This window comes from Terasakiella sp. 4MB5A (assembly GCF_050058155.1).
GTDB lineage: Bacteria > Pseudomonadota > Alphaproteobacteria > Rhodospirillales > Terasakiellaceae > Terasakiella > Terasakiella halodenitrificans.
Genome location: NZ_CP188815.1, coordinates 486,843 through 506,897, shown reverse-complemented (window position 1 = coordinate 506,897; position 20,055 = coordinate 486,843). Strand labels below are relative to the sequence as shown.

The window sequence follows — 20,055 nt, the reverse complement described above, 5'->3', positions numbered from 1 at the left end:
GGTTAAATCGAAAATTCAAACATTAAAGGCCTTCACTTTTTGAAAGGCGGCAATCCCGGTGGCAAGCCACCTTGTCCACCCAGACCATCTAGTCCGGGCAAACCATTGAGTCCACCCGGCGGCATTGCACCACCCGGTCCACCCATCATGCCGCCCAATTTGCCGAGCAGGCCTTTTTTGTTCATCTTTCCGACTTTTTTCATGACGGTCGCTGTTTGCTGATATTGTTTCAGCAACTTGTTCACGTCCTGAACTGTGAGGCCGCAGCCTGCCGCGATACGCTGGCGGCGCGATGCCTTAATAATCTTTGGATTTTGACGCTCTTTAACCGTCATAGACAGAATAATCGCTTGTTGACGAGCGATCATTTTGTCATCCACTTTGGCTTCAGCCAGTTGTTTTTTCATCTTGCCGATACCCGGCAACATGCTAAGCAAACCGTCCACATCACCCATTTTACGAATTTGATTGAGCTGTTCCAGCATATCTTCCAGCGTGAACAAGCCTTTCATGACCCGTTTGGCTAAGGCTTCGGCTTTATCCTGTTCGATGGTTTCCTGTGCTTTTTCAACCAACGAGACCACATCGCCCATGCCGAGGATTCGACCAGCCACACGATCAGCATGGAAAGCTTCCAACTCATCGATTTTTTCACCAACACCCATCACCTTGATCGGTGCGCCGGTGACTTCTTTCATGGACAGCGCTGCACCACCACGCGCATCCCCGTCCACACGGGTCAGAGCAATACCGGTAATGCCGATCTTGTCGTTAAATTCCTTGGCAACATTGACAGAATCCTGCCCGGTCATGGCATCCGTAACCAACAGGGTTTCCGCCGGGTTGGCAACGTCACGAACCTGCGCGACTTCATCCATCAGTTTTTCATCAATATGCAGACGACCTGCCGTATCGAGGATAACCACGTCATAACCGCCCTTACGGGCCTCAACCATCGCACGTTTGGCAATGGCAACCGGTTGTTCGCCAAAGACGATCGGCAACGAGTTCAACTCCGCCTGTTTGGCGAGGACCTCAAGCTGCTGTTGGGCGGCCGGACGATAAACGTCAAGGCTGGCCAGCAAAACTTTTTTGCGCTCTTTCTTCTTGAGCATCAGGCCGATTTTGGCAGAGGTGGTTGTTTTACCCGCACCTTGCAGACCAACCATCAAAATCGCAACCGGGGGAACGGCCTTCAGATTAATCGCCGTATCATCCGAACCCAGCATTTCAACCATGCAGTCATGCACGATCTTAATGACCATCTGGCCCGGATTAATCCCTTTTAAAACTTCTTCGCCAATCGCCTTTTCTTTAGCTTTTTTGACAAAATCTTTCACAACCGACAGGGCAACGTCAGCTTCCAGCAAAGCAACACGGACTTCGCGCATCGCCTCGCTAACGTCGGCCTCAGACAGAGAGCCACGTTTTGTGAGTTTATCAAAAATGCCGCCAAGGCGACTCTGAAGACTTTCAAACATACCAAATCCCAACGCAAAACGCGCCAGTGCCCGATACTCGAGGACTGGCGGCACCCCTTAAGGTGACAAGAATGTCAAAGAGGCCTGTGAATTTGGCGCTGTTCTACTGGCTTTCAAGCGCAGAGTCAAGCAAAAGCAGACTTGTCTTAAAACCAAAAGATGAGTAGGTTGCGAGTCTTGGAAATTCACTATGGATAGCGGTATGCTGTATTTCATCGCCTTACTTCTTTCTTTCGTCGCTGCACAAGACACTTATGCAGCAGATGACATACGAGATTACGCAGAATTTCAGGCGTTTCATGCCGAGAATACCATTCAGGCAATCGATTTGGCCTTGCTAGATGCCAGTGAATTAATTGAGCGAAATCCAGAGGCCGAAGAACTGGTTCTGCACACCACATTGGCAAAATATGTTGAACGCACGCCGGGCTTGCGCGCCATTATCTCAACCGATCACACGGGTCAATTAAAGATCGACAGCTTCACCTACCCGGCAAAAGACATTGATTTGTCGGATCGAGAGTATGTCAAAACGGCACTCAACAACGCAGAACGTGACTTATATATAGGCTCCCCACTGGTCGGACGCTCTTCCGGCGCCGCCTTTGTTCCGTTTGCGCGCGCGTTGCTGGATAGTGATAAAAAATCCCTCGGCGCAATTGCTGGCATTATCCATCCCGGTTTTCTGATTAAACAAGATGCCTTATGTCCACAATGTATCGTAAGCCTGTTCAATGACCGGAATGAAGTTTTGGTCAGCTACCCCTCCAACACAAATTACCCAGGGGATTTTATTGAAAAAATCAACGCGTTGAATACGAATGGCGAACTAAACGGGACAATTAATGAGCATAAAATTCAAACCTGGGTTATTATATTAAAAAAATACAATGTTCGCGTTAGCGTCAGCAAATTCGCGAATAAATAATAATTTCATTCCAATAAGTTCGCTATGATTGTGTTCTACGTTACGTACTGATATGGTTGCTTCAGTTTCTTCTTAGAGTGGTCTAATGGTGCGTTTTTTCCTTCTAACCTTGATATTACTATTCAGTTCCGTCCAAGCACAGGCCAATATGGACAGGGAACTCAAGCTATCTGCGCTTTATCAGGCTGTTCACGCACAAGGGCTGCTGCGCTCTGCCGATATTACATTGGTCGGGATCACCAGCCTGTTTAGCCACAAAGAAACCAGCGCGATTAATGATCTCATCATTCATAATTCCCTAAACCGTCATGTCGAGCGTGTCCCCGGTCTCAGCGCTTTGTTCACAACAGATGTGAATGGCAATCTGAAACACGATAGCTTTCGTTACCCAACCCGCACACTGAATCTAAAAGATCGTGCCTATCTCAACAATGCATTGCGTTTAACCAATAACGAACTCTATATCGGCGAGCCGATTAAAAACGCCATTGTGGCCTATGACAGTTTGCCTCTGTCTCGCCCGATTTTTAATGAGAAAGGCCACATCACCGGTGTCGGGGTCGCCGTCATGACACCAGACCATTTATTACAACGGACCAAAATCTGTAAAAAATGTGTAGTTTCCATTTTTAAAACCAACGGCACAAAGATTGTCAGCTTTCCTGCGGCCGTTCAGGCACAGCCTAATATCCAGAAATTCATGGCGGATCATCCAGATGATGTCATTGTTGATATTAATATCAACAAACTGCCAACCCTAACTGTCTGGACAAAAATTGCGGATTACGATCTCGTCCTGCTTTATTCTTACTTCAAATAAAACAGAACTTAGCTATCTTTCGGCCAGCGCCGGTGCAACCAAAGCCATTGTTCTGGCTTTTCCCGGATCCAATTTTCCAAAATGCCGTTAATCTCAGTCATAACCTTCACAAGATCATCTTGGCGATTACCGGTTTTTTCAATTTGCAGCGGCGGATAGAAAGTCATGCGAAAGCGTGTACCCTCAACCCGTTCCAATTGCATAGGGATAATCGGACAGTCAAACTTCAGGGCAAATTGTGCGATTGCCGGGGCTGTCATAGCATCACGGCCAAAAAAGGGAACGGCGATACCATCGTTCATTTTCTGGTCAACCAATAAAGCCAGATGCCCACCTTTTTTTAAAATATTCAAGGCCTGACGCGCCCCTTTTGTACCTTTAGGCAGCAAGCTGCATTCTGGTGTGGGCATACGTTTAGCAAATAATTCACGCACATAAGGGTTATCGGGTTCGCGGTAAATCAAATGAACAGGCAAACTTGGTGTGCGCTGCGCACTGGCACGCGCACTGAATTCCCAATTGGCAAAATGACCAGAAAAAAACATCCCGCATTTGCCATCATCACGCAACAAATCCACATATTGCGGGTTGATTATTTCAAAACGATCCGTGTCTTCATAGACATTCATGGATCCGACATGGGGAAATTCAAAAGCGACCCGGCCGAGATTATCCCAAACACCCAACAGAATTTTATCAATTTCAGTCTGTGTTTTTTCAGGAAAAGCCCGTTTTAAATTTTCAAGCCCGACTTTATTGGCTTTGGTATGCGGACCGATCTTTCGGGCAAGCCAGCCACCAAAATTAGAAGCCATATCAAATGACATAAGACGAATCAGAAAATAAAGCCCATAGGCCAGCGCTCCTTGCAAAGGATGGCTGATATATTTCTGTCGTAACACTTTCATCAGACTGGATCCGTAATTTTCGAAAGCACTGCCTTTAACATGTCTTCCCCCTGCCAGACCAGAGAGATTTTTATGACATCGACTTCCTGCGCAAACTCTTTGGGTAAACGCATATGATCTTTACGCGTTGTGATCAAACGTGCCCCTGCCAATTTTGCCCGTTCCCGCAAAGGTCTGATATCCTCGATTAAATAAGGGTGATGATCAGGAAAAGGGACGCAATCCAATAAATCACAATCCATATTACGCAATGTCTCAAAAAACTTTTCGGGCCGCCCGATCCCTGCAAAGGCCAGAACCTTTCGTCCCACCAAATCAGGACGTTCCAAAGGTTGAATATAGGCCTGCACTGCCGGAATATCCGCACGAATGCGTTGTATGCGCTCCATCGCCCCTGTTTGATCAGCCCCAATGAGAACAAGGCCGTCCGCTCGCTGTAATCCGCTATGTAAATCTTCACGTAATGGTCCGGCTGGAAAAACTTTTTCATTGCCGTGTCCATATCCGCCATCGACAACCAACAAGGAAACATCCTTATGTAAATGTGGATTTTGGAAGCCATCATCCATAATGATGACATCCGCCCCTTTTTTAACACACAATTTTGCCCCGGCAACACGGTCCCGCGACACACAAACCGGGGCAATTTCTTTTAACAGCAACGGTTCATCACCAACTTCATGCGTGCCATGCCCACCGACCATAAGCGGACCTTTCATATGCCCGCCAAATCCACGCGACAAGAAATAGGGATTCTTCCCAGCGGCTTTCAAATACTGGGCAATTGCAATGGCTGTTGGCGTTTTCCCCGCCCCGCCCATTGTCAAATTACCAATGCAAACAACCGGAATGGGGGCTTTCCACCGCGCCGGACGTTCAGCCCGTGATCGGGTCACTTTGTTATAAATACAAGCCAGCGGGGATAAAACCATTTCCCACAAACTGTCATATCCATATGCCCAAAAAGACGGCGCCTGTTTCATACACGCCCCCTTTGTGCCGTCTTGATAAATGGGGCCAACGCCGACAATGTACGCGTCAACACCTCAGCCTCTCCCACCGCGACGTTATAGGCGCGCTGTGCCTTTTTTTCCCGCAGAGTTTCGTCCGACAACAACGAAGTAACTGTTTCAACCATCTCCGTTTCATCATGGACGATGAGAACGCTGTCTTGTTCGGCAAAACGCGTCATAATTTCTGCAAAATTGGTCATATAAGGCCCGCACAAAAGGGCGCAGTTCAGACGCGCTGCCTCCAACGGATTTTGTCCGCCTAAAGGTTCCAGCGATTTCCCCATAAAGACAATCGGGGATAAGCGATAAAATAACCCCAGTTCGCCCATTGTATCGGCAAGATAGATATCACAAGACGGTGCCAAACCTTCTTCAACACTGCGTTGTGCAACCGATAATGATAGCGCCCGCAGATCAGCCGCAATGGATGGCCCCCGTTCTGGATGACGCGGGGCAATAATCGTCAATATATCAGGGAAACGTTCTTTCAGGCGGCGATGGACTTTAGCGATCAGGATTTCTTCACCATCATGTGTACTTGCTGCCATCCAAACGGGTCGGTTTGCGATTTTTTCCCGCAACGGGGCTAATTCTTCATCATCTACCGGTAAATCCGGCGACGCATATTTCAAATTGCCCGGACAATGCACATTTTGCGCCCCTAAATCACGATAACGCTGCGCATCTTCTTCGGTTTGGGCAAGGCATAAGTCGAATGCCCCCAAAAGTTTTTTCGCAAAGCCTGGCATACGTCGCCATCTTTTCAATGACTTATTCGACATACGTGCATTGATCAATGCCATCGAAACACCGCGTTTACGGGTCTCGCAAACCAGGTTAGGCCACAGTTCGCTTTCCGCCCAAATCGCCACATCCGGTCGCCAATGATCCAGAAAACGGCGCACATAAGGCAAACGATCAACCGGAATAAATTGATGAATAACACCCGCAGGCAATCTTTTTTCCATCAAAGCGGCAGACGTCACCGTACCCGTCGTCAACAAGATCTGGCAATCGCTATAATCACGACACATTGCCTCAATCAACGGCAAGAGTGAAATAGCCTCGCCCACGCTGGCACCATGCAGCCAGATCAAAGCCCCTTCCGGCCGTTTCAAACTTGTTTGCCCCAAACGTTCGGGAAACCGGGTTGGATGTTCCTTCCCCTTTTCCAATCGTTTTTGCAAATACCGGGAAATCAGCGGGGCTGCAATTGTTGTTAAACCGCGATAAAGCGAATAAATCATGCGGCCTCCACCGGGGGATGACCTGTCAGACGGTCGCTTTCGTTGGTGACGCGTGTCAGTTCGTCTTCCACCTTTAAACGGTAGGCTTCCAGTTCCGCCCCTTTTGCCTCTTTGGGCACATAGATCGGGTTGCCCCAGACGAAGACACCTTTGCTAAAGGGAAAGGCCACACAAAAACGATCCCAACTGCGCACATGCTTTCTGGAGACACTGCCAAACGCGCATGGGATAACAGGAACTTGTGCCATCTTGGCGACATTAACCACCCCGTTTGAGGCACGCATACGCGGTCCGCGTGGCCCGTCCGGTGTAATACCGATACAATCGCCATTTTTCAGCGATTTCAACATGGCACGCAAGGCGGTTGCGCCGCCCTTGGAGGTCGAGCCTTCAATCGTCTGAATGCCAAAATGACCGACCGTGCGTGCAATCAATTGCCCGTCACGATGTTGGGAAATCAACATATTAATCGCTTTTTTCCGGTTCCAACAATAAGGCATCAACAAGATGCGCCCATGCCAGAAGGCCAGAATAAACGGCTTATCCGCATCCCAATACCCTTGGGCGGTCTCGCCATTCACCACCTGCCAACGGCCTGTCGCATAAACAAAACGGATGTACTGCGCCCCGATCCAACACAGGATTTTTCGAAACCCGTCAGATTTTATAATGGATTTCAAAAGGCTCATTTAAGCCTCCGCTTCATCTTCGCTAAACTGCATGGCATACAGACGGGCATAAATCCCATCCATATCAACCAATTGCTGATGGTTGCCCTGTTCAACCACCCGACCACGGTCAATGACATAAATCAGGTCGGCATCCACAACCGTAGACAAACGGTGGGCAATCACTAACGTTGTGCGATCTTTCATCAATTCATGCAAGGCTGCCTGAACTTTACGTTCGCTTTCCGTATCCAAGGCAGAAGTCGCTTCATCCAACAACAGGATCGGCGCATTTTTTAACATGGCCCGCGCAATGGAAATCCGCTGGCGTTGCCCCCCGGATAATTTTAAGCCACCTTCGCCCACCATGGTGTCATAGCCATCGGGCAATTCCATAATGAATTCATGTGCCGCCGCATTTTTCGCTGCCTTAACGACATCTTCTTCGCTGGCATCCATACGTCCATAAAGAATATTAGCACGGATGGTATCATCAAAAAGAACAATTTCCTGACTGACAAGTGCACAGGCTTTACGAAGGGACGCAATGCTCACCTCGCGCACATCCTGTCCATCAATACAGACCGTCCCTGCATTCACATCATAAAAACGCGGCACCAAGTTAAGAACGGTTGATTTACCTGCCCCACTTGGCCCCACAAGCGCAACGGTTTTACCGGCAGGCACATGCAAGGTCAGTTTACGCAAGGCTGTTTTTTCTTCTTCGTAGGAGAAATCAACATTTTCAAAACGTATATCCCCGCCTTGAACAGAAATCCGTTTTGCATTCGCCACATCGTTAATGGTCGAGTCCACTTCCAACAAACGATAAAGACGTTCCGCACCAGCCAAGCCGCCTTGCATTTCTGAATTCAGGTGCGCCAAACGTTTTGCAGGTTCGTAAACCATGAAAGCGGCCCCGATAAAGGCAAAGAAATCCCCCGGCGTCTTCACACCTTCGATCACTTGATATCCGCCATAAACAATAATCAGCGCAATGGCAAAACCAGCAACCCCTTCCATAATCGGAGAATTCAGCGCTTTTGTGCGTTCTGCCTTAAAAACCAGTTTACGGACGACCTCTGTTAAATCGCGCACACGGGTACGTTCATATTTTTCCATACGATAGGCTTTGACATGACGAATACCCGCTAACGTCTGGGTCAATAATGTCACGAGTTGCCCGATTTGTACCTGTGTATTGACCGTTACTTTTCTTATCCGTTTACCGATTTTTAAAACCGGACCGATTGTGACCGGAAAAACCACCAACGCCAGTAATGCCAGTTGCCAATTGGTCGAGACCATCACAATAATCATCCCGATTAACAAGGTGCTGTCCTTGCCTGCACTGGTCAAAACCTTGGTTGCCGTGGCCCGCATCAACAAAACATCATTGGTAAAGCGTGACACCAGCGTACCGGATGGATTGGCGTGAAAATAGGCCAGATCCAGCCCCATCAAATGATCGTACAGTCGCACCTGAAGGTCGGTGATGATACGCAAGCCCAACCACGACATCGCCACGGTTTGCCCGTATTGTGCCAACCCTTTGGCAACAAAAACAAAAACAATTGCCAAACCTAAGGGCCATAACATATCGCCGTTTTTGCTGACAAAAATATCATTCACCACCGGTTTCAACAGCCACATACTCAAGGCGGCAGCCGCCGATGAAATACCCATAAACAAAAGGGCAAGGGTCAATTGCGTGATATAAGGCCGCACACTTTCCTTGATGAGACGTTTCATCAAGGCAAAAGTACGCGTATCAAGCTGTGTTTTCGGTTCCAACGAGAGTTGTTCCTCATAGGGGGTCGTCAAATTTTGCGGACAATATCACGGGTTTGCCGATTGTGCTACCGCTTCATTTCATTGTTTGTATTTAAAAGAGAGATAGAGTAAAGAACGCTTATGGAAGATAAAATCGTAACCGCCGTTCAACAAGCCGTCGATCAGGGCGTTGCCGCCCGTAGCGTCCCCTTTGACTGGCAAGGAAAACGCTACTGGATCAAAATCGCCCTGCACGAACAAGCAAACAATTGGCATCGTTTCCAAAATCTGTTTGCCGGGCTATTACGATGCCCCATGCTGCGCGCCACCGTTTCCGATGCTATGGATGACGGACTGAACGCCGAAGCCAGACGACTACGAAAAATTGCCACACGCGGCGTGCGCGTCCCCACCGTTATTGCCCAACAACCGGGCTGGATTCTACTGGACGATATCGGTAACAGCCTGTTTGACCAGATCAACCAACACGATGATCCTCAAACCTTGATTTTAAAAGCCGCCAATGCACTCAGCACCCTTCATCACACAGGCGGCTGGCATGGCACCGGACAATTGCGCGATATGGTCCTCTGTCCAGATGGCGAGATCGGTTTTATCGATTTCGAAGAAAATGTCGGCGAAGCAATGGACCCATCGGCGGCCCAAGCCCGCGATATTTTACGTTTTTTAATCTCATCCGTTCGCTTTGATGATGGTGACGGCGCATTACTGTGCGCCATTATGGAGATTTATCAAGACAAATCCCCTTCTACCGTTTGGCCCCATATTCGCGGTGTTATCCGCTGGGCCACACCCTTGACGTTCCTGCTGAAACCATTTCGCAAAAAACTAGGGCGCGACCTACGCCACGCCCTGCTTGTTATTGAAGCCTTAAAAGCTTCCCTGAAATAAGTTCAAGAAGACGATCCGGCAACGGTCAAGCCTTCAATCCGCAAGCTTGGGGCATTTGTACCGTATCGAAATTCCAAATCATCGGCAGGCGTTAAATTCAGGAACATATCTTTCAAATTCCCCGCAATCGTCAATTCAGAAACCGGGAATACTATTTCACCGTTTTCAATCCAGAAACCCGCAGCCCCACGGCTGTAATCCCCGGTAACCCCATTAACCCCCATACCGATCAATTCCGTGACATAGAAACCCTGTTTAATATCGCCGATCAATTCTTCCAGGCTATGTTTCCCGGCTTCCATATAAAAATTAGTCACACTGGGCGATGGTGGTGAACCAACCCCACGCGCTGCATGTGCGGTACTTTCCAAGCCCAATTGCCGGGCAGAACGTAAATCCAAAATCCAGCTTTGCAAGACACCGTTTTTAACAATCTCGCGCTTTTTATTGGCAAGTCCTTCTCCGTCCATTGGTTTGGAACGCAACCCTCGTTTTCGATGCGGATCGTCCACAATCGAAATCTCAGGATTAAAAATTGTCTGCCCCATCTTGTCTTTCAGAAAGCTTGTTCCACGTGCAATCGAATTGCCGTTAATCGCCCCGTTTAAATGACCAAGCAAACTTTGCGACACACGGGTCGAATAAACCACCGGCACCTGCTGGCTGGACACACGACGTGGATTCAGCCGTTTAACAGCCTTTTCCCCGGCGCGCCGTCCAACCTGCGCAAAATCTTCGAGGTCTTCGGCATAAACGGCAGAGGTATAATCATAATCACGTTCCATCTGCGTCCCTGTGCCTGCCAAAACAGAGGCGCTAACCGAACAACCCGATGAACTGTAGGCATGGGCCAATCCGTTGGACGCTGCTATCGCTACATCATTGCGTGACCACGAGGCTTCCGCCCCTTCAGAATTTGTCACCCCTTCAACGGCACGTGCGGCATCTTCGGCCTCGGTTGCCCATGAAATCAGGCTTTGTTCATCCGGCTCATACGGATCATATCCATCGACATCAGGGAATTCAGTTGCCAATTGGTCGGTATCCGCCAACCCACAAAACGGGTCTTCCGGCACCACGCGCGCCATATCCACACAACGTTGCGCCAATTCTTCCAAGGCATCAGCCTTAAAATCCGCAGAAGAAACAATTGCCTGACGTTTACCGATAAAGACACGCAACCCCAAATCCTGACCTTCGGCGCGTTCCAGATTTTCCGGTTGTCCCAAACGTTGCGACAAGGACAAAGACGTGCCCTGCACCAAAACCGCATCCGCCGCATCGGCCCCTTTTTGACGGGCTTTTGCAATCAGGTCGTTCAGCAGGTCGAGATTGTTTTGGTGTTGGCTCATATTTTATCCTTAAATCTATCGAGGCTATTTTTAAAAAGATATTCCAAATAGCTAAACAATCAAGCACCGTCTTTCCAAATCGGCTTGCCGGACCCGGGCAGGCCGAGCTTGTCCCACATATCAGACACTTTATCGACCACATCCTGATCCATACGGATTTTTTCGCCCCATTCACGATGGGTTTCATTGCCCATCTTATTGGTGGCATCAAATCCGATTTTGCCGCCTAAACCACTTTCAGGTGAGGCAAAATCCAGATAATCGATCGGAGTATTTTCCACCATCATGGTATCACGCACCGGATCCATCCGGGTCGAGATTGCCCACCAGACATCTTTCCAGTCACGACAATCAATATCATCATCCACTACGATGATAAACTTGGTGTACATAAACTGGCGCAAAAACGACCAGCAGCCCATCAAGACCCGCTTGGCATGACCGGGATAAGCCTTTTTGATCGATACCACCGCCACCCGGTACGAACAGGCTTCCGGCGGTAACCAGAAATCAACAATTTCAGGGAACTGTTGCTGCAACAAGGGAACGAAGACATCGTTTAAGGCTTCGCCCAGCACAGACGGTTCATCCGGTGGTCGTCCGGTAAAGGTTGACAGGAAGATCGGTTTTTTGCGCATAGTCACAGCGGTAATTTCAAACACGGGGAAATCTTCCACGCTGTTATAATATCCGGTGTGATCGCCATAGGGTCCTTCGGCGGCCTCTTCATCATGGCGCACATAACCTTCCAGAACGATTTCGGCTTCGGATGGGACTTTCAGCGGAACGGTTTTACAATCAACCAGTTCCACCTTTTTGCCACGCAACAATCCGGCAAACTGATATTCAGATAATGTATCGGGCACCGGTGTCACCGCTGCCAAAATCGTCCCCGGGTCCGCCCCCAATACAATGGCAATCGGCATGGGTTCATTTTTTTCTTTGACCCAGCGCGCAAAATGCTGTGCCCCGCCACGATGTTTTAACCAGCGCATGATGCAACGGTTTTTACCCAAAACCTGCATGCGATAAATGCCCAAATTGAAATTATCCGTTTTCCCCTGACCCGGTCCATGCGTTACCACCAGTGGCCATGTAATCAAAGGTGCCGGTTCGCCGGGCCAACAGGTCTGGATCGGTAATTTGGCAAGGTCGATATCGTCGCCTTCCAACACCACTTCCTGACACGGTGCAGAACGTACCGTCTTGGGTTTCATAGATAAAACAGTTTTCACCAACGGCAGCATCTTCAAGGCATCTTTAAACCCACCCGGTGGTTCCGGCTGTTTTAAAAAGGCCAAAGTCTCGCCGACTTCGCGCAATTGATTGGGTTCGCGGTCCATCCCCCAGGCCACCCGTTCAACCGTACCGAACAAATTGACCAACACCGGCATATCGTATTTTTGCCCGGCCCCATCCACCACATTTTCAAACAAAACAGCGGGGCCTTCTTCTGCCAACAAGCGGGTTTGAATTTCTGTCATTTCCAAAACAGGCGACACTGGTTCGCTTACACGGACAAGGCGGCCTTCTTTTTCAAGTCGGTCCATAAAATCACGCAAAGAAGCAAAGGGCATCTGACACTCCGAGAAAAAATCTGTCACGTCATCTCATAACAAGCTGCGCAACAGACTTACAGAACTTTATCTAAAAAAAGACAGGACATTTTATGATGCTCACCGCCAAAACAACCCATAATCTTTTGCAAACCTTGCGTCTCGACTTGCAAAAACATCTCCCAGATGAAGTCGAGACAAGTGAAACAACACTGTTTTTAGAAACACAATATCATAATCTTTGCACATTGCTTTCTCGCGCAGAAGATGATTTCTCCGTTGTTCTGTCCCTGATTGAACAAGACCCGGACTGCAAAGACAATAACCCACACCGCCGTTTAAACGCTTTGATTGATTATCTAGATATAGCTGTTGCTATATACGATACGATACCCGCGAAGCCACATCTTAGAGTTATAAACTGACGAGTACATTTTTTTGCAAGGTTTTAATTTCCAAAAGGCAGAAAACTGTTAGAATAGGCGAGGATAATCAAACGAATAGAGACCGGACATAGATTACGGGCGCCATGGTCGATTCACGAGAACAACATTATCGCAAGCTTTTAGACATCGGACTGGCCCTGTCGACCGAACGCAATTCTGTGCGCTTGATGGAAAAAATTCTCGATGAAGCAAAATCCATGTGCAACGCCGATGGTGGCACACTTTATCGCATGGTCGATAACGACCAACGCCTGCGTTTTGAGATTATGCGCAACGATAGCCTCGGTATTTATAACGGCGGGACGTCGGGGAAAGAAATCAATCTTCCCCCTGTCGAACTTTTTGATCCTGAGACGGGGAAAGAAAACCATAAAAATGTCGCCTCCTATTGCGCCCTATCCAAAAAAACGATCAGTATTGATGATGCCTATGTTTTCAAGGATTTTGATTTTCAAGGCACCAAAAATTTTGACAAAGCCACCGGCTATCGCTCCAAATCGTTTCTGACTGTTCCGCTTTACAATAATGAACGTCGCGTTATTGCCGTTTTGCAATTGTTAAACGCACAAGACCGTGACACGGGCGAAGTCATCGGGTTTGATACCTCCTTACAACCGTTTGTCGAAGCCTTAGCCGCACAAGCTGCAATCGCACTCGACAATCAATTGCTGGTCGAGGCCCAAAAAGAATTACTGGCTTCCTTCATCAGTTTAATCGCAGGCGCGATTGATGCCAAGTCAGCCTACACCGGGGGACATTGCCAGCGCGTGCCCGTCCTAACCGATATGCTCGCCCAAGCCGCAATTGATCAAAAGTCCGGCCAATTCGCTGATTTTAAGATGAGCGAAGAAGAACAATATGAATTGCACATTGCAGGTTTGCTCCATGACTGCGGCAAAGTCACCACCCCGGAATATATCGTTGATAAAGCAACGAAGCTGGAAACCATTTATGACCGCATCCACGAAGTCCGCATGCGTTTTGAAGTGATGAAACGCGATGCCGAGATTGAATATTGGAAAGGTCTACATAAGGGTGAAGGTGAAGCCACCCTCAAAGAGGCATTAGACAAAAAACTTGCCCAACTGGATGATGATTTCGCTTTTGTTGCAGAATGCAATGTCGGCGGTGAATTTATGGCCCCGGACCGGATGGAACATCTGGATCATATTGCCCAACAAACCTGGACACGTACGTTATCCGACCGTCTCGGCATCGGACATGAAGAAGAAACCCGCAAAAAAGCCTGTGGGCCCGAAGTCCCCTTACCTGTGGAAGAATCCGTTCTTGCCGATCGCGCGGACCATATTATCGCACGCCGTGACAAATCGCTATTCGCCGCAGATAACCCCTTTGGCTTTAAAATGACCCCGCCGGATAATTTGTATAACCTGGGCGAACTGTACAACCTGAAAATCAAAGCGGGCACCCTAACCAACGAAGACCGCTTCAAGATCAACGACCATATTGTTCAAACCATTATTATGCTGGATCAATTGCCCTTCCCGCGTCATTTGCGCCGTGTCCCGGAATATGCCGGTGGGCATCACGAAAAAATAAACGGAACTGGCTATCCCCGTAAACTCCATGCTAGTGAAATGTCCCTTCCTGCCCGTATGATGGCAATCGCCGATATTTTCGAAGCCCTGACAGCTGCAGACCGCCCGTATAAATTACCCAAAACCATATCCCAATCCATCAAGATCATGTCTTTTATGGTCAAGGATGAGCATCTCGACAAGGACTTGTTTGAGCTGTTCCTCACCTCGGGTAAATATCTGGAATATGCGGAAAAATTCCTCAAGCCCGAACAAATCGACGAGGTTGATATCTCGCAATATCTTGCCAACACCACAGATACGGCCTGATACGTATATAAAATTATGGGACAAATCGTCAGTATCAGCCGCCGAACCGACATTGCCGCCTTTTATAGCGATTGGTTTATCAACCGGGTCCATGCTGGATTTGTGAAAACACGAAATCCTTTTAATCCCAATCAAATTCGTGAAATTTCCCTGCGCCCCGATGATGTCGATTGTTTCATCTTCTGGACACGAAATCCGGCACCGCTTTTTCGCCATTTAGACATGCTGGAAAAACAACAATTTACCTCTTACTTCCACATGACCATCACGGGTTATCCACGTACAATTGAAAGCAAGACACCATCACTTGAACAAGCCCTAAATCATTTTAAAAGCCTGTCACAGAAAGTTGGATCAGATCGTGTTATCTGGCGCTATGATCCCATTCTTTTATCCAACCTCACCTCTATCGAACATCACATCGATACGTTTGATAAAATTGCCCACGCCTTACAGGGCCACACCCATACGGTTATGTTCGCCTTAACCGATTTTTATGCGAAAACGGAACGCAATCTCAAGAAAATAAACGCCCTTACCTATCAAGATATCAGCCAACAAGAAGGCGACCTCAACCAGTTGCTGGCGGCTTTGTCGACCATTGCCCGTTCCTGCGGGCTATCTTTAAAATCCTGCGCACAGGAACAAGACTGGCACGCCTTTTCCATTGATCACGGGAAATGCATTGACGACGATCTGATTCGTAAAATTTCCAAAATAGATCAAGATTGGCGCAAAGATAAAGGCCAACGCAAAGCCTGCGGATGCGTTCAATCGGTTGATATCGGCGCCTATAACAGTTGCCTACACGGCTGCCAGTATTGTTATGCGACCTACAATAACGCACAGGCAAAAGACGCCTATCGTCAGCATGATCCTCAGAGCCCGTTTTTGCTTGAACGCAGTGCAACAAAAAACGTAAAACAGTCGTAATAACACCGCAATCAAAGAAATATAATTTCAATACAGGCATTGAAAAAACACCTTTTATTGCGCTGCAAAAAATGCTAGAAAACCTCCAAATTACACAAAAAATGAGGACGTCCTAAAATGACAAAAACAAACCCGGGCAATTTCTTTGAGGATTTCTTCCTCGGTCAGGAAATCGTTCACGCCACACCGCGCACCGTGACAGAAGGCGATGTCTCGCTTTACACCGCCCTTTACGGTTTTCGCCATATGCCGCACAGCGCCGAACCTTACGCAATGGGTTTGGGGTTTGAAGCCATGCCGTTGGATGACATGCTGGCTTTCCATATGGTGTTTGGTAAAACAGTTCCCGATGTTTCCCTCAACGCGGTTGCCAACCTTGGTTATGCCGTCGGACGTTTTGGTGCCCCGGTTTATGCCGGTGATACGCTGCGCACGACCTCGACTGTCATTGGATTGAAAGAAAATTCCAACGGCAAAACGGGTGTTGTCTATGTCAATTCCATCGGCATTAACCAAAAAGACGAAGTCGTTCTGGATTATGTCCGTTGGGTCATGGTAAAAAAGAAAGATCTGAATGCACCGACACCGGACACCATTATTCCCGATCTGCCCAAAGTTGTTGATGTCGATGATCTTGTGATCGCAGAAGGTTTGGATTTCTCGTCTTACGATGTTGAATTGGCAGGCGCCCCACATCTGTGGGAAGATTACGAAATCGGTGAAAAAATCGACCATATTGATGGCATGACCATTGAAGAAGCCGAACACCAAATGGCAACCCGTCTCTATCAAAACACGGCCAAAGTTCACTTCGACCAGTTTGCCGCCAAAGACAACCGTTTCGGCAAACGCCTGATTTACGGCGGTCACATTATTTCACTGGCGCGCGCGCTTTCCTTCAACGGATTGGGTAATGCATTCAAAGTTGCCGCCATCAATGCCGGTGCGCACGCCAACCCGACCTTCGCCGGAAATACAATTTTTGCCTGGTCCGAAGTTCTGGATAAGCAGGAAATCAAGGGTCGTTCCGACATGGGTGCCCTGCGTCTGCGTCTGGTTGCCACCAAAGACCATCCGGCAGACGACTTCCCTTACAAGGATGACGAGGGTAAATATCACCCAGATGTGGTTCTTGATCTTGATTACTGGGTCCTCATGCCCCGCCGAAGCTAGGACTTACACTTCGCCTGATCATAAAAAACGCCATGCTTCTTCTAAAGTGTGGCGTTTTTTCTGTCTGGTCCTTTTCCAAACAACTCTCTCTATAAATATTTTCATCATTCCTTCATATAAGCTGTAACTCAATCAAATAAACGCTTTGCGCCCCCCATAGACACGATTATCAATCTTAATCAATTGACCAAGATTATTTCCTTCTTGGCGAGTCAGATATAAATCCTTACTCTTGTTCAATTGAAGATGGATTTGAGGTATTCAATGACGGCTGTCATTGCCATTATGAATCATAAAGGCGGCGTGGGAAAAACAACAACCACACTCAATATGGCCAGCGCCCTTGCTGCTGGAGACAAAGCCGTCTTGATTATCGACATGGACCCGCAAAGCAACGCGGCAACCGGACTTGGTTTAAATGCCAAAACCATTCAGGCCGGTAGCTATGAGTTGATTCTTGGCGATAAGAAACTTCAAGACGTAATCCATAAAACGGATTTACCTAATCTGTCCCTTGTGCCGGCGACTTTTCAGCTCGCCGCCCTCAGTTCTGTTTCCCCAGATGATGAAGACCCGGAATATTGGTTGCGCGAGAGTCTCGAGCAAGAAGACATTCCCTTTGATTACGTTCTAATCGATTGCCCGCCTTCATTTGGGATTCTCAGCCTTAATGCATTGGTAGCGGCACATAAGGTTATCGTCCCGGTACAAAGCGAAAGCTTTGCCATTGCCGGATTACAACAAATGGAAACGTCCATTAACGATATCCGCGTCGAAGCCGGACACGATTTGGATTTTCGTATCTTGATGACACTGAGTGATAAAAGCCAGCAGCTTCATCAACTGGTAGACCGCGAAGTGCGCGCCCATTTCAAAGAACATGTTTTTGAAAACGCCATTCCGGTTGAACCAAAAATTGCCGAAAGCGCTTTTCTCGGCCGTCCTGTTATCTTCCATTCCCCTAATTCGCAAGGCGCACGCGCCTATATCCGCGCTTGTGCAGAATGCCTGCAATGGACACAGGAAGAAGGCGATAACAAAGACCTTGCCACTTATCGTGACACAATCGTTAGCGGGCTGAAACAATGGCTGAAAGACGATACCATTACAGCCCATGCCGACCCGGTTCAATTTGATACTTCCGTCAAAACACCTGTGAAAAACCAACCGCCTGGCGAAGATGTGAACAGTTTAAAAATCACCATCCGCAATGGTGTGATTCTCGCCCTTGCCCTGACTGCGGGTATGGCCCTCGCCTTACTGGGTTTATGAAGCTATATATCAATTTCAACCATGACCGGGGCATGGTCACTGGGCTTTTCAAGCCCGCGTAAATCCAAAAGAACTTCGCAGGATTTAACCCCATCTTTTAAGGCAGGACTGACCCATACATGGTCCAGTCGTCGCCCCTTGTTTGCCGCACGCCAATCACGTGCGCGATAGCTCCACCACGTAAAACATTTTTCATCCGGTAAAATATGCATGCGCATGGCATCCACCCAATGACCTGCCGCCTGCAAACGATCAAGACGATCAATTTCAACCGCCGTATGGGTGATAATATTTTTGAGTTTTTTATGGTCCCAAACATCGGTTTCCAGCGGGGCAATATTAAAGTCCCCCACCATAATCCGGCGGGTCCCCTCTTGATAGCTCTGCGCCGCCCAATCCGTCATTTCATCCAGAAACTGCAATTTATGGGCAAATTTCGGGTTAATATCCGCATCGGGTTCGTCACCACCGGCGGGAATGTAAAAATTATGCAATTCAACGCCACCAGCCAGACGGACACTGACATGACGTTTATCTGCGCGCCCGCACCACAATAAAGCATCTGTACCTTCAAACGGGACCTTGGATAGGATAGCAACCCCGTTATAACTTTTTTCCCCGGCAAAGTGGATATGTTCAAATCCAAATGCCTGTAAATCCAGCAAGGGAAACAATTCGTCCCGAACCTTGGTTTCCTGAAAACAAATCACATCCGGATTGGCGGTTTCTACCAGTTGGCGCACATGGTCCAAACGAATACGCACGGAATTAATATTCCAGGTTACCAGTTTCATTGACTAATCCTGTTTTGAAATCATTTAAAAAAAGACTTGTAGCAGAAAAGAAAAGCGCCCGACTAGGGGGCAGTCGGGCGCAAAAGGCTTTTTCTCTCATGGCTGAGAGGTCTCAGGTGGCAGGGGAACCACCTGCGAGTGGCTATGGTAGGTGAACAGCCATTCTAATCTTTAGATGGGGTCACACATCCGGATTCATCAATGCAAATAATGCAACTCTGATATGTTAAAAACACATAGATCGTTAGTTATTTTGCGTATCGTATTTTGGGTCAATAAAATCAAACTGTTTGGCATCTATCGCCCCGCCATATGTCGCATTCAGCAGAGAAACCTGCGTCATCACGCCTTGTGCATCCACAATTGACCATTTACGCAATTCCAAAGGCGCATCACTGAAAACCAGCGTGACAGACCCCATGCCCGGATCCTCCCGATCCACCAGTGTCAATTCAATCACGCCTGTTCCTTGAGCCAGATCAACGATTTGGACATCTTTTTCAAAATTGATCTTTTCATCCAATAAAACAGCAAGCGGTGTTGAGCTTAGCGGGTAATAATTCACCTGTTGATATTCTTTATCATGGTAAATTATTGTGCCACGTCGCACAATAATTTCCGTTTTCACAGGTGGATTATAGACCAGATGCATTTTACCGGGGCGCGACATATAGACTTTCCCATCCGCATAGGTACCGTCCGAACTGATTTGTGCAAAACTGCCTTTTAACGTTTTCAGATCGTCCAAATAATTGCGTATTTTTTCCACCAAGGCCTGCTGGTCTGCATTTAACGACGGTTCATTGGCCTGAACCGGCATAGCAATCAGTAAAAAAGTCAGAACGGCAAACAGACGCAACATGGAAATCGCTTTCAAGATGGTAAAGGTGGAATTCAATTTAGCCGATCAT

Annotated in this window: 18 protein-coding genes; 8 read left to right on the top strand and 10 right to left on the bottom strand. The window is 48.0% G+C overall.

Annotated features, from left to right (window positions below):
* Positions 1 to 32: 32 nt before the first annotated feature.
* Positions 33 to 1,481 carry a signal recognition particle protein gene (gene ffh / locus ACI0FF_RS02435; RefSeq protein ID WP_419798567.1) on the bottom strand — a complete coding sequence of 483 codons (1,449 nt, stop codon included), beginning with the start codon at positions 1,479 to 1,481 and terminating at the stop codon, positions 33 to 35.
* Between the two features lie 190 nt (positions 1,482 to 1,671).
* On the opposite strand from ffh, the gene ACI0FF_RS02430 reads away from it, so the two are divergent.
* Positions 1,672 to 2,409 (top strand): PDC sensor domain-containing protein, encoded by a 738-nt coding sequence (locus ACI0FF_RS02430; protein WP_419798566.1) that lies wholly within the window; start codon positions 1,672 to 1,674, stop codon positions 2,407 to 2,409.
* An 85-nt stretch (positions 2,410 to 2,494) separates the two neighbouring features.
* Positions 2,495 to 3,229: a PDC sensor domain-containing protein gene (locus ACI0FF_RS02425; protein ID WP_419798565.1), complete on the top strand. Its 735-nt coding sequence runs from the start codon at positions 2,495 to 2,497 to the stop codon at positions 3,227 to 3,229.
* A gap of 8 nt (positions 3,230 to 3,237) precedes the next feature.
* Here ACI0FF_RS02425 and ACI0FF_RS02420 read toward each other — a convergent pair whose 3' ends face one another.
* From ACI0FF_RS02420 to ACI0FF_RS02400, 5 genes are read right to left on the bottom strand one after another with little or no spacing between them, the layout of a single operon-like run.
* Positions 3,238 to 4,137 carry a lauroyl acyltransferase gene (locus tag ACI0FF_RS02420; RefSeq protein WP_419798564.1) on the bottom strand — a complete coding sequence of 300 codons (900 nt, stop codon included), beginning with the start codon at positions 4,135 to 4,137 and terminating at the stop codon, positions 3,238 to 3,240.
* Positions 4,137 to 5,120 carry a tetraacyldisaccharide 4'-kinase gene (gene lpxK / locus ACI0FF_RS02415; protein WP_419798563.1) on the bottom strand — a complete coding sequence of 328 codons (984 nt, stop codon included), beginning with the start codon at positions 5,118 to 5,120 and terminating at the stop codon, positions 4,137 to 4,139. The genes ACI0FF_RS02420 and lpxK overlap by 1 nt, the downstream gene beginning before the upstream one ends.
* A complete protein-coding gene (locus ACI0FF_RS02410; protein ID WP_419798562.1) occupies positions 5,117 to 6,397 on the bottom strand; it encodes a 3-deoxy-D-manno-octulosonic acid transferase in 1,281 nt (426 codons plus the stop codon). The genes lpxK and ACI0FF_RS02410 overlap by 4 nt, the downstream gene beginning before the upstream one ends.
* Positions 6,394 to 7,086 (bottom strand): lysophospholipid acyltransferase family protein, encoded by a 693-nt coding sequence (locus ACI0FF_RS02405; RefSeq protein ID WP_419798561.1) that lies wholly within the window; start codon positions 7,084 to 7,086, stop codon positions 6,394 to 6,396. Before ACI0FF_RS02405 ends, ACI0FF_RS02410 begins: the two co-directional genes overlap by 4 nt.
* Positions 7,087 to 8,859: an ABC transporter ATP-binding protein gene (locus ACI0FF_RS02400; protein WP_419798560.1), complete on the bottom strand. Its 1,773-nt coding sequence runs from the start codon at positions 8,857 to 8,859 to the stop codon at positions 7,087 to 7,089.
* A gap of 120 nt (positions 8,860 to 8,979) precedes the next feature.
* Between ACI0FF_RS02400 and ACI0FF_RS02395 the strand changes: the two genes are divergently transcribed.
* Complete coding sequence (locus ACI0FF_RS02395) at positions 8,980 to 9,750, top strand: hypothetical protein (RefSeq protein ID WP_419798559.1); 771 nt, start codon at positions 8,980 to 8,982, stop codon at positions 9,748 to 9,750.
* 2 nt (positions 9,751 to 9,752) lie between these two features.
* On the opposite strand, the gene ACI0FF_RS02390 is transcribed toward ACI0FF_RS02395, so the two are convergent.
* Positions 9,753 to 11,102 carry a TldD/PmbA family protein gene (locus ACI0FF_RS02390; RefSeq protein WP_419798558.1) on the bottom strand — a complete coding sequence of 450 codons (1,350 nt, stop codon included), beginning with the start codon at positions 11,100 to 11,102 and terminating at the stop codon, positions 9,753 to 9,755.
* A gap of 59 nt (positions 11,103 to 11,161) precedes the next feature.
* The gene (locus tag ACI0FF_RS02385) at positions 11,162 to 12,679 is read right to left on the bottom strand and encodes a UbiD family decarboxylase (protein ID WP_419798557.1); all 1,518 of its coding nucleotides are present in this window, start codon (positions 12,677 to 12,679) and stop codon (positions 11,162 to 11,164) included.
* Between the two features lie 92 nt (positions 12,680 to 12,771).
* On the opposite strand from ACI0FF_RS02385, the gene ACI0FF_RS02380 reads away from it, so the two are divergent.
* From ACI0FF_RS02380 to ACI0FF_RS02360, 5 genes are all read left to right on the top strand, one after another.
* The gene (locus tag ACI0FF_RS02380) at positions 12,772 to 13,083 is read left to right on the top strand and encodes a hypothetical protein (protein WP_419798556.1); all 312 of its coding nucleotides are present in this window, start codon (positions 12,772 to 12,774) and stop codon (positions 13,081 to 13,083) included.
* 104 nt (positions 13,084 to 13,187) lie between these two features.
* Positions 13,188 to 14,972, top strand: a complete 1,785-nt coding sequence (locus tag ACI0FF_RS02375; RefSeq protein WP_419798555.1) for an HD domain-containing phosphohydrolase — start codon at positions 13,188 to 13,190, stop codon at positions 14,970 to 14,972.
* A 15-nt stretch (positions 14,973 to 14,987) separates the two neighbouring features.
* Positions 14,988 to 15,905 (top strand): DUF1848 domain-containing protein, encoded by a 918-nt coding sequence (locus tag ACI0FF_RS02370; RefSeq protein WP_419798554.1) that lies wholly within the window; start codon positions 14,988 to 14,990, stop codon positions 15,903 to 15,905.
* Between the two features lie 117 nt (positions 15,906 to 16,022).
* Positions 16,023 to 17,078 carry a MaoC family dehydratase gene (locus tag ACI0FF_RS02365; protein WP_419798553.1) on the top strand — a complete coding sequence of 352 codons (1,056 nt, stop codon included), beginning with the start codon at positions 16,023 to 16,025 and terminating at the stop codon, positions 17,076 to 17,078.
* A gap of 264 nt (positions 17,079 to 17,342) precedes the next feature.
* Entirely contained in the window at positions 17,343 to 18,350 is a 1,008-nt protein-coding gene (locus ACI0FF_RS02360) for a ParA family protein (protein WP_419798552.1), read from the top strand.
* 2 nt (positions 18,351 to 18,352) lie between these two features.
* Here the strand turns inward: ACI0FF_RS02360 and xth are convergent, their stop codons facing one another.
* The gene (gene xth, locus ACI0FF_RS02355) at positions 18,353 to 19,144 is read right to left on the bottom strand and encodes an exodeoxyribonuclease III (RefSeq protein ID WP_419798551.1); all 792 of its coding nucleotides are present in this window, start codon (positions 19,142 to 19,144) and stop codon (positions 18,353 to 18,355) included.
* 244 nt (positions 19,145 to 19,388) lie between these two features.
* Positions 19,389 to 20,042 (bottom strand): LolA family protein, encoded by a 654-nt coding sequence (locus ACI0FF_RS02350; protein WP_419798550.1) that lies wholly within the window; start codon positions 20,040 to 20,042, stop codon positions 19,389 to 19,391.
* Positions 20,043 to 20,055 lie beyond the last annotated feature (13 nt).

Coding starts and splice junctions, on each gene's coding strand:
- ffh (WP_419798567.1), bottom strand. CDS start 1,481: ATGTTTGAAAGTCTTCAGAGTCGCCTTGGCGGCATTTTTGATAAACTC.
- ACI0FF_RS02430 (WP_419798566.1), top strand. CDS start 1,672: ATGGATAGCGGTATGCTGTATTTCATCGCCTTACTTCTTTCTTTCGTC.
- ACI0FF_RS02425 (WP_419798565.1), top strand. CDS start 2,495: ATGGTGCGTTTTTTCCTTCTAACCTTGATATTACTATTCAGTTCCGTC.
- ACI0FF_RS02420 (WP_419798564.1), bottom strand. CDS start 4,137: ATGAAAGTGTTACGACAGAAATATATCAGCCATCCTTTGCAAGGAGCG.
- lpxK (WP_419798563.1), bottom strand. CDS start 5,120: ATGAAACAGGCGCCGTCTTTTTGGGCATATGGATATGACAGTTTGTGG.
- ACI0FF_RS02410 (WP_419798562.1), bottom strand. CDS start 6,397: ATGATTTATTCGCTTTATCGCGGTTTAACAACAATTGCAGCCCCGCTG.
- ACI0FF_RS02405 (WP_419798561.1), bottom strand. CDS start 7,086: ATGAGCCTTTTGAAATCCATTATAAAATCTGACGGGTTTCGAAAAATC.
- ACI0FF_RS02395 (WP_419798559.1), top strand. CDS start 8,980: ATGGAAGATAAAATCGTAACCGCCGTTCAACAAGCCGTCGATCAGGGC.
- ACI0FF_RS02390 (WP_419798558.1), bottom strand. CDS start 11,102: ATGAGCCAACACCAAAACAATCTCGACCTGCTGAACGACCTGATTGCA.
- ACI0FF_RS02385 (WP_419798557.1), bottom strand. CDS start 12,679: ATGCCCTTTGCTTCTTTGCGTGATTTTATGGACCGACTTGAAAAAGAA.
- ACI0FF_RS02380 (WP_419798556.1), top strand. CDS start 12,772: ATGATGCTCACCGCCAAAACAACCCATAATCTTTTGCAAACCTTGCGT.
- ACI0FF_RS02375 (WP_419798555.1), top strand. CDS start 13,188: ATGGTCGATTCACGAGAACAACATTATCGCAAGCTTTTAGACATCGGA.
- ACI0FF_RS02370 (WP_419798554.1), top strand. CDS start 14,988: ATGGGACAAATCGTCAGTATCAGCCGCCGAACCGACATTGCCGCCTTT.
- ACI0FF_RS02365 (WP_419798553.1), top strand. CDS start 16,023: ATGACAAAAACAAACCCGGGCAATTTCTTTGAGGATTTCTTCCTCGGT.
- ACI0FF_RS02360 (WP_419798552.1), top strand. CDS start 17,343: ATGACGGCTGTCATTGCCATTATGAATCATAAAGGCGGCGTGGGAAAA.
- xth (WP_419798551.1), bottom strand. CDS start 19,144: ATGAAACTGGTAACCTGGAATATTAATTCCGTGCGTATTCGTTTGGAC.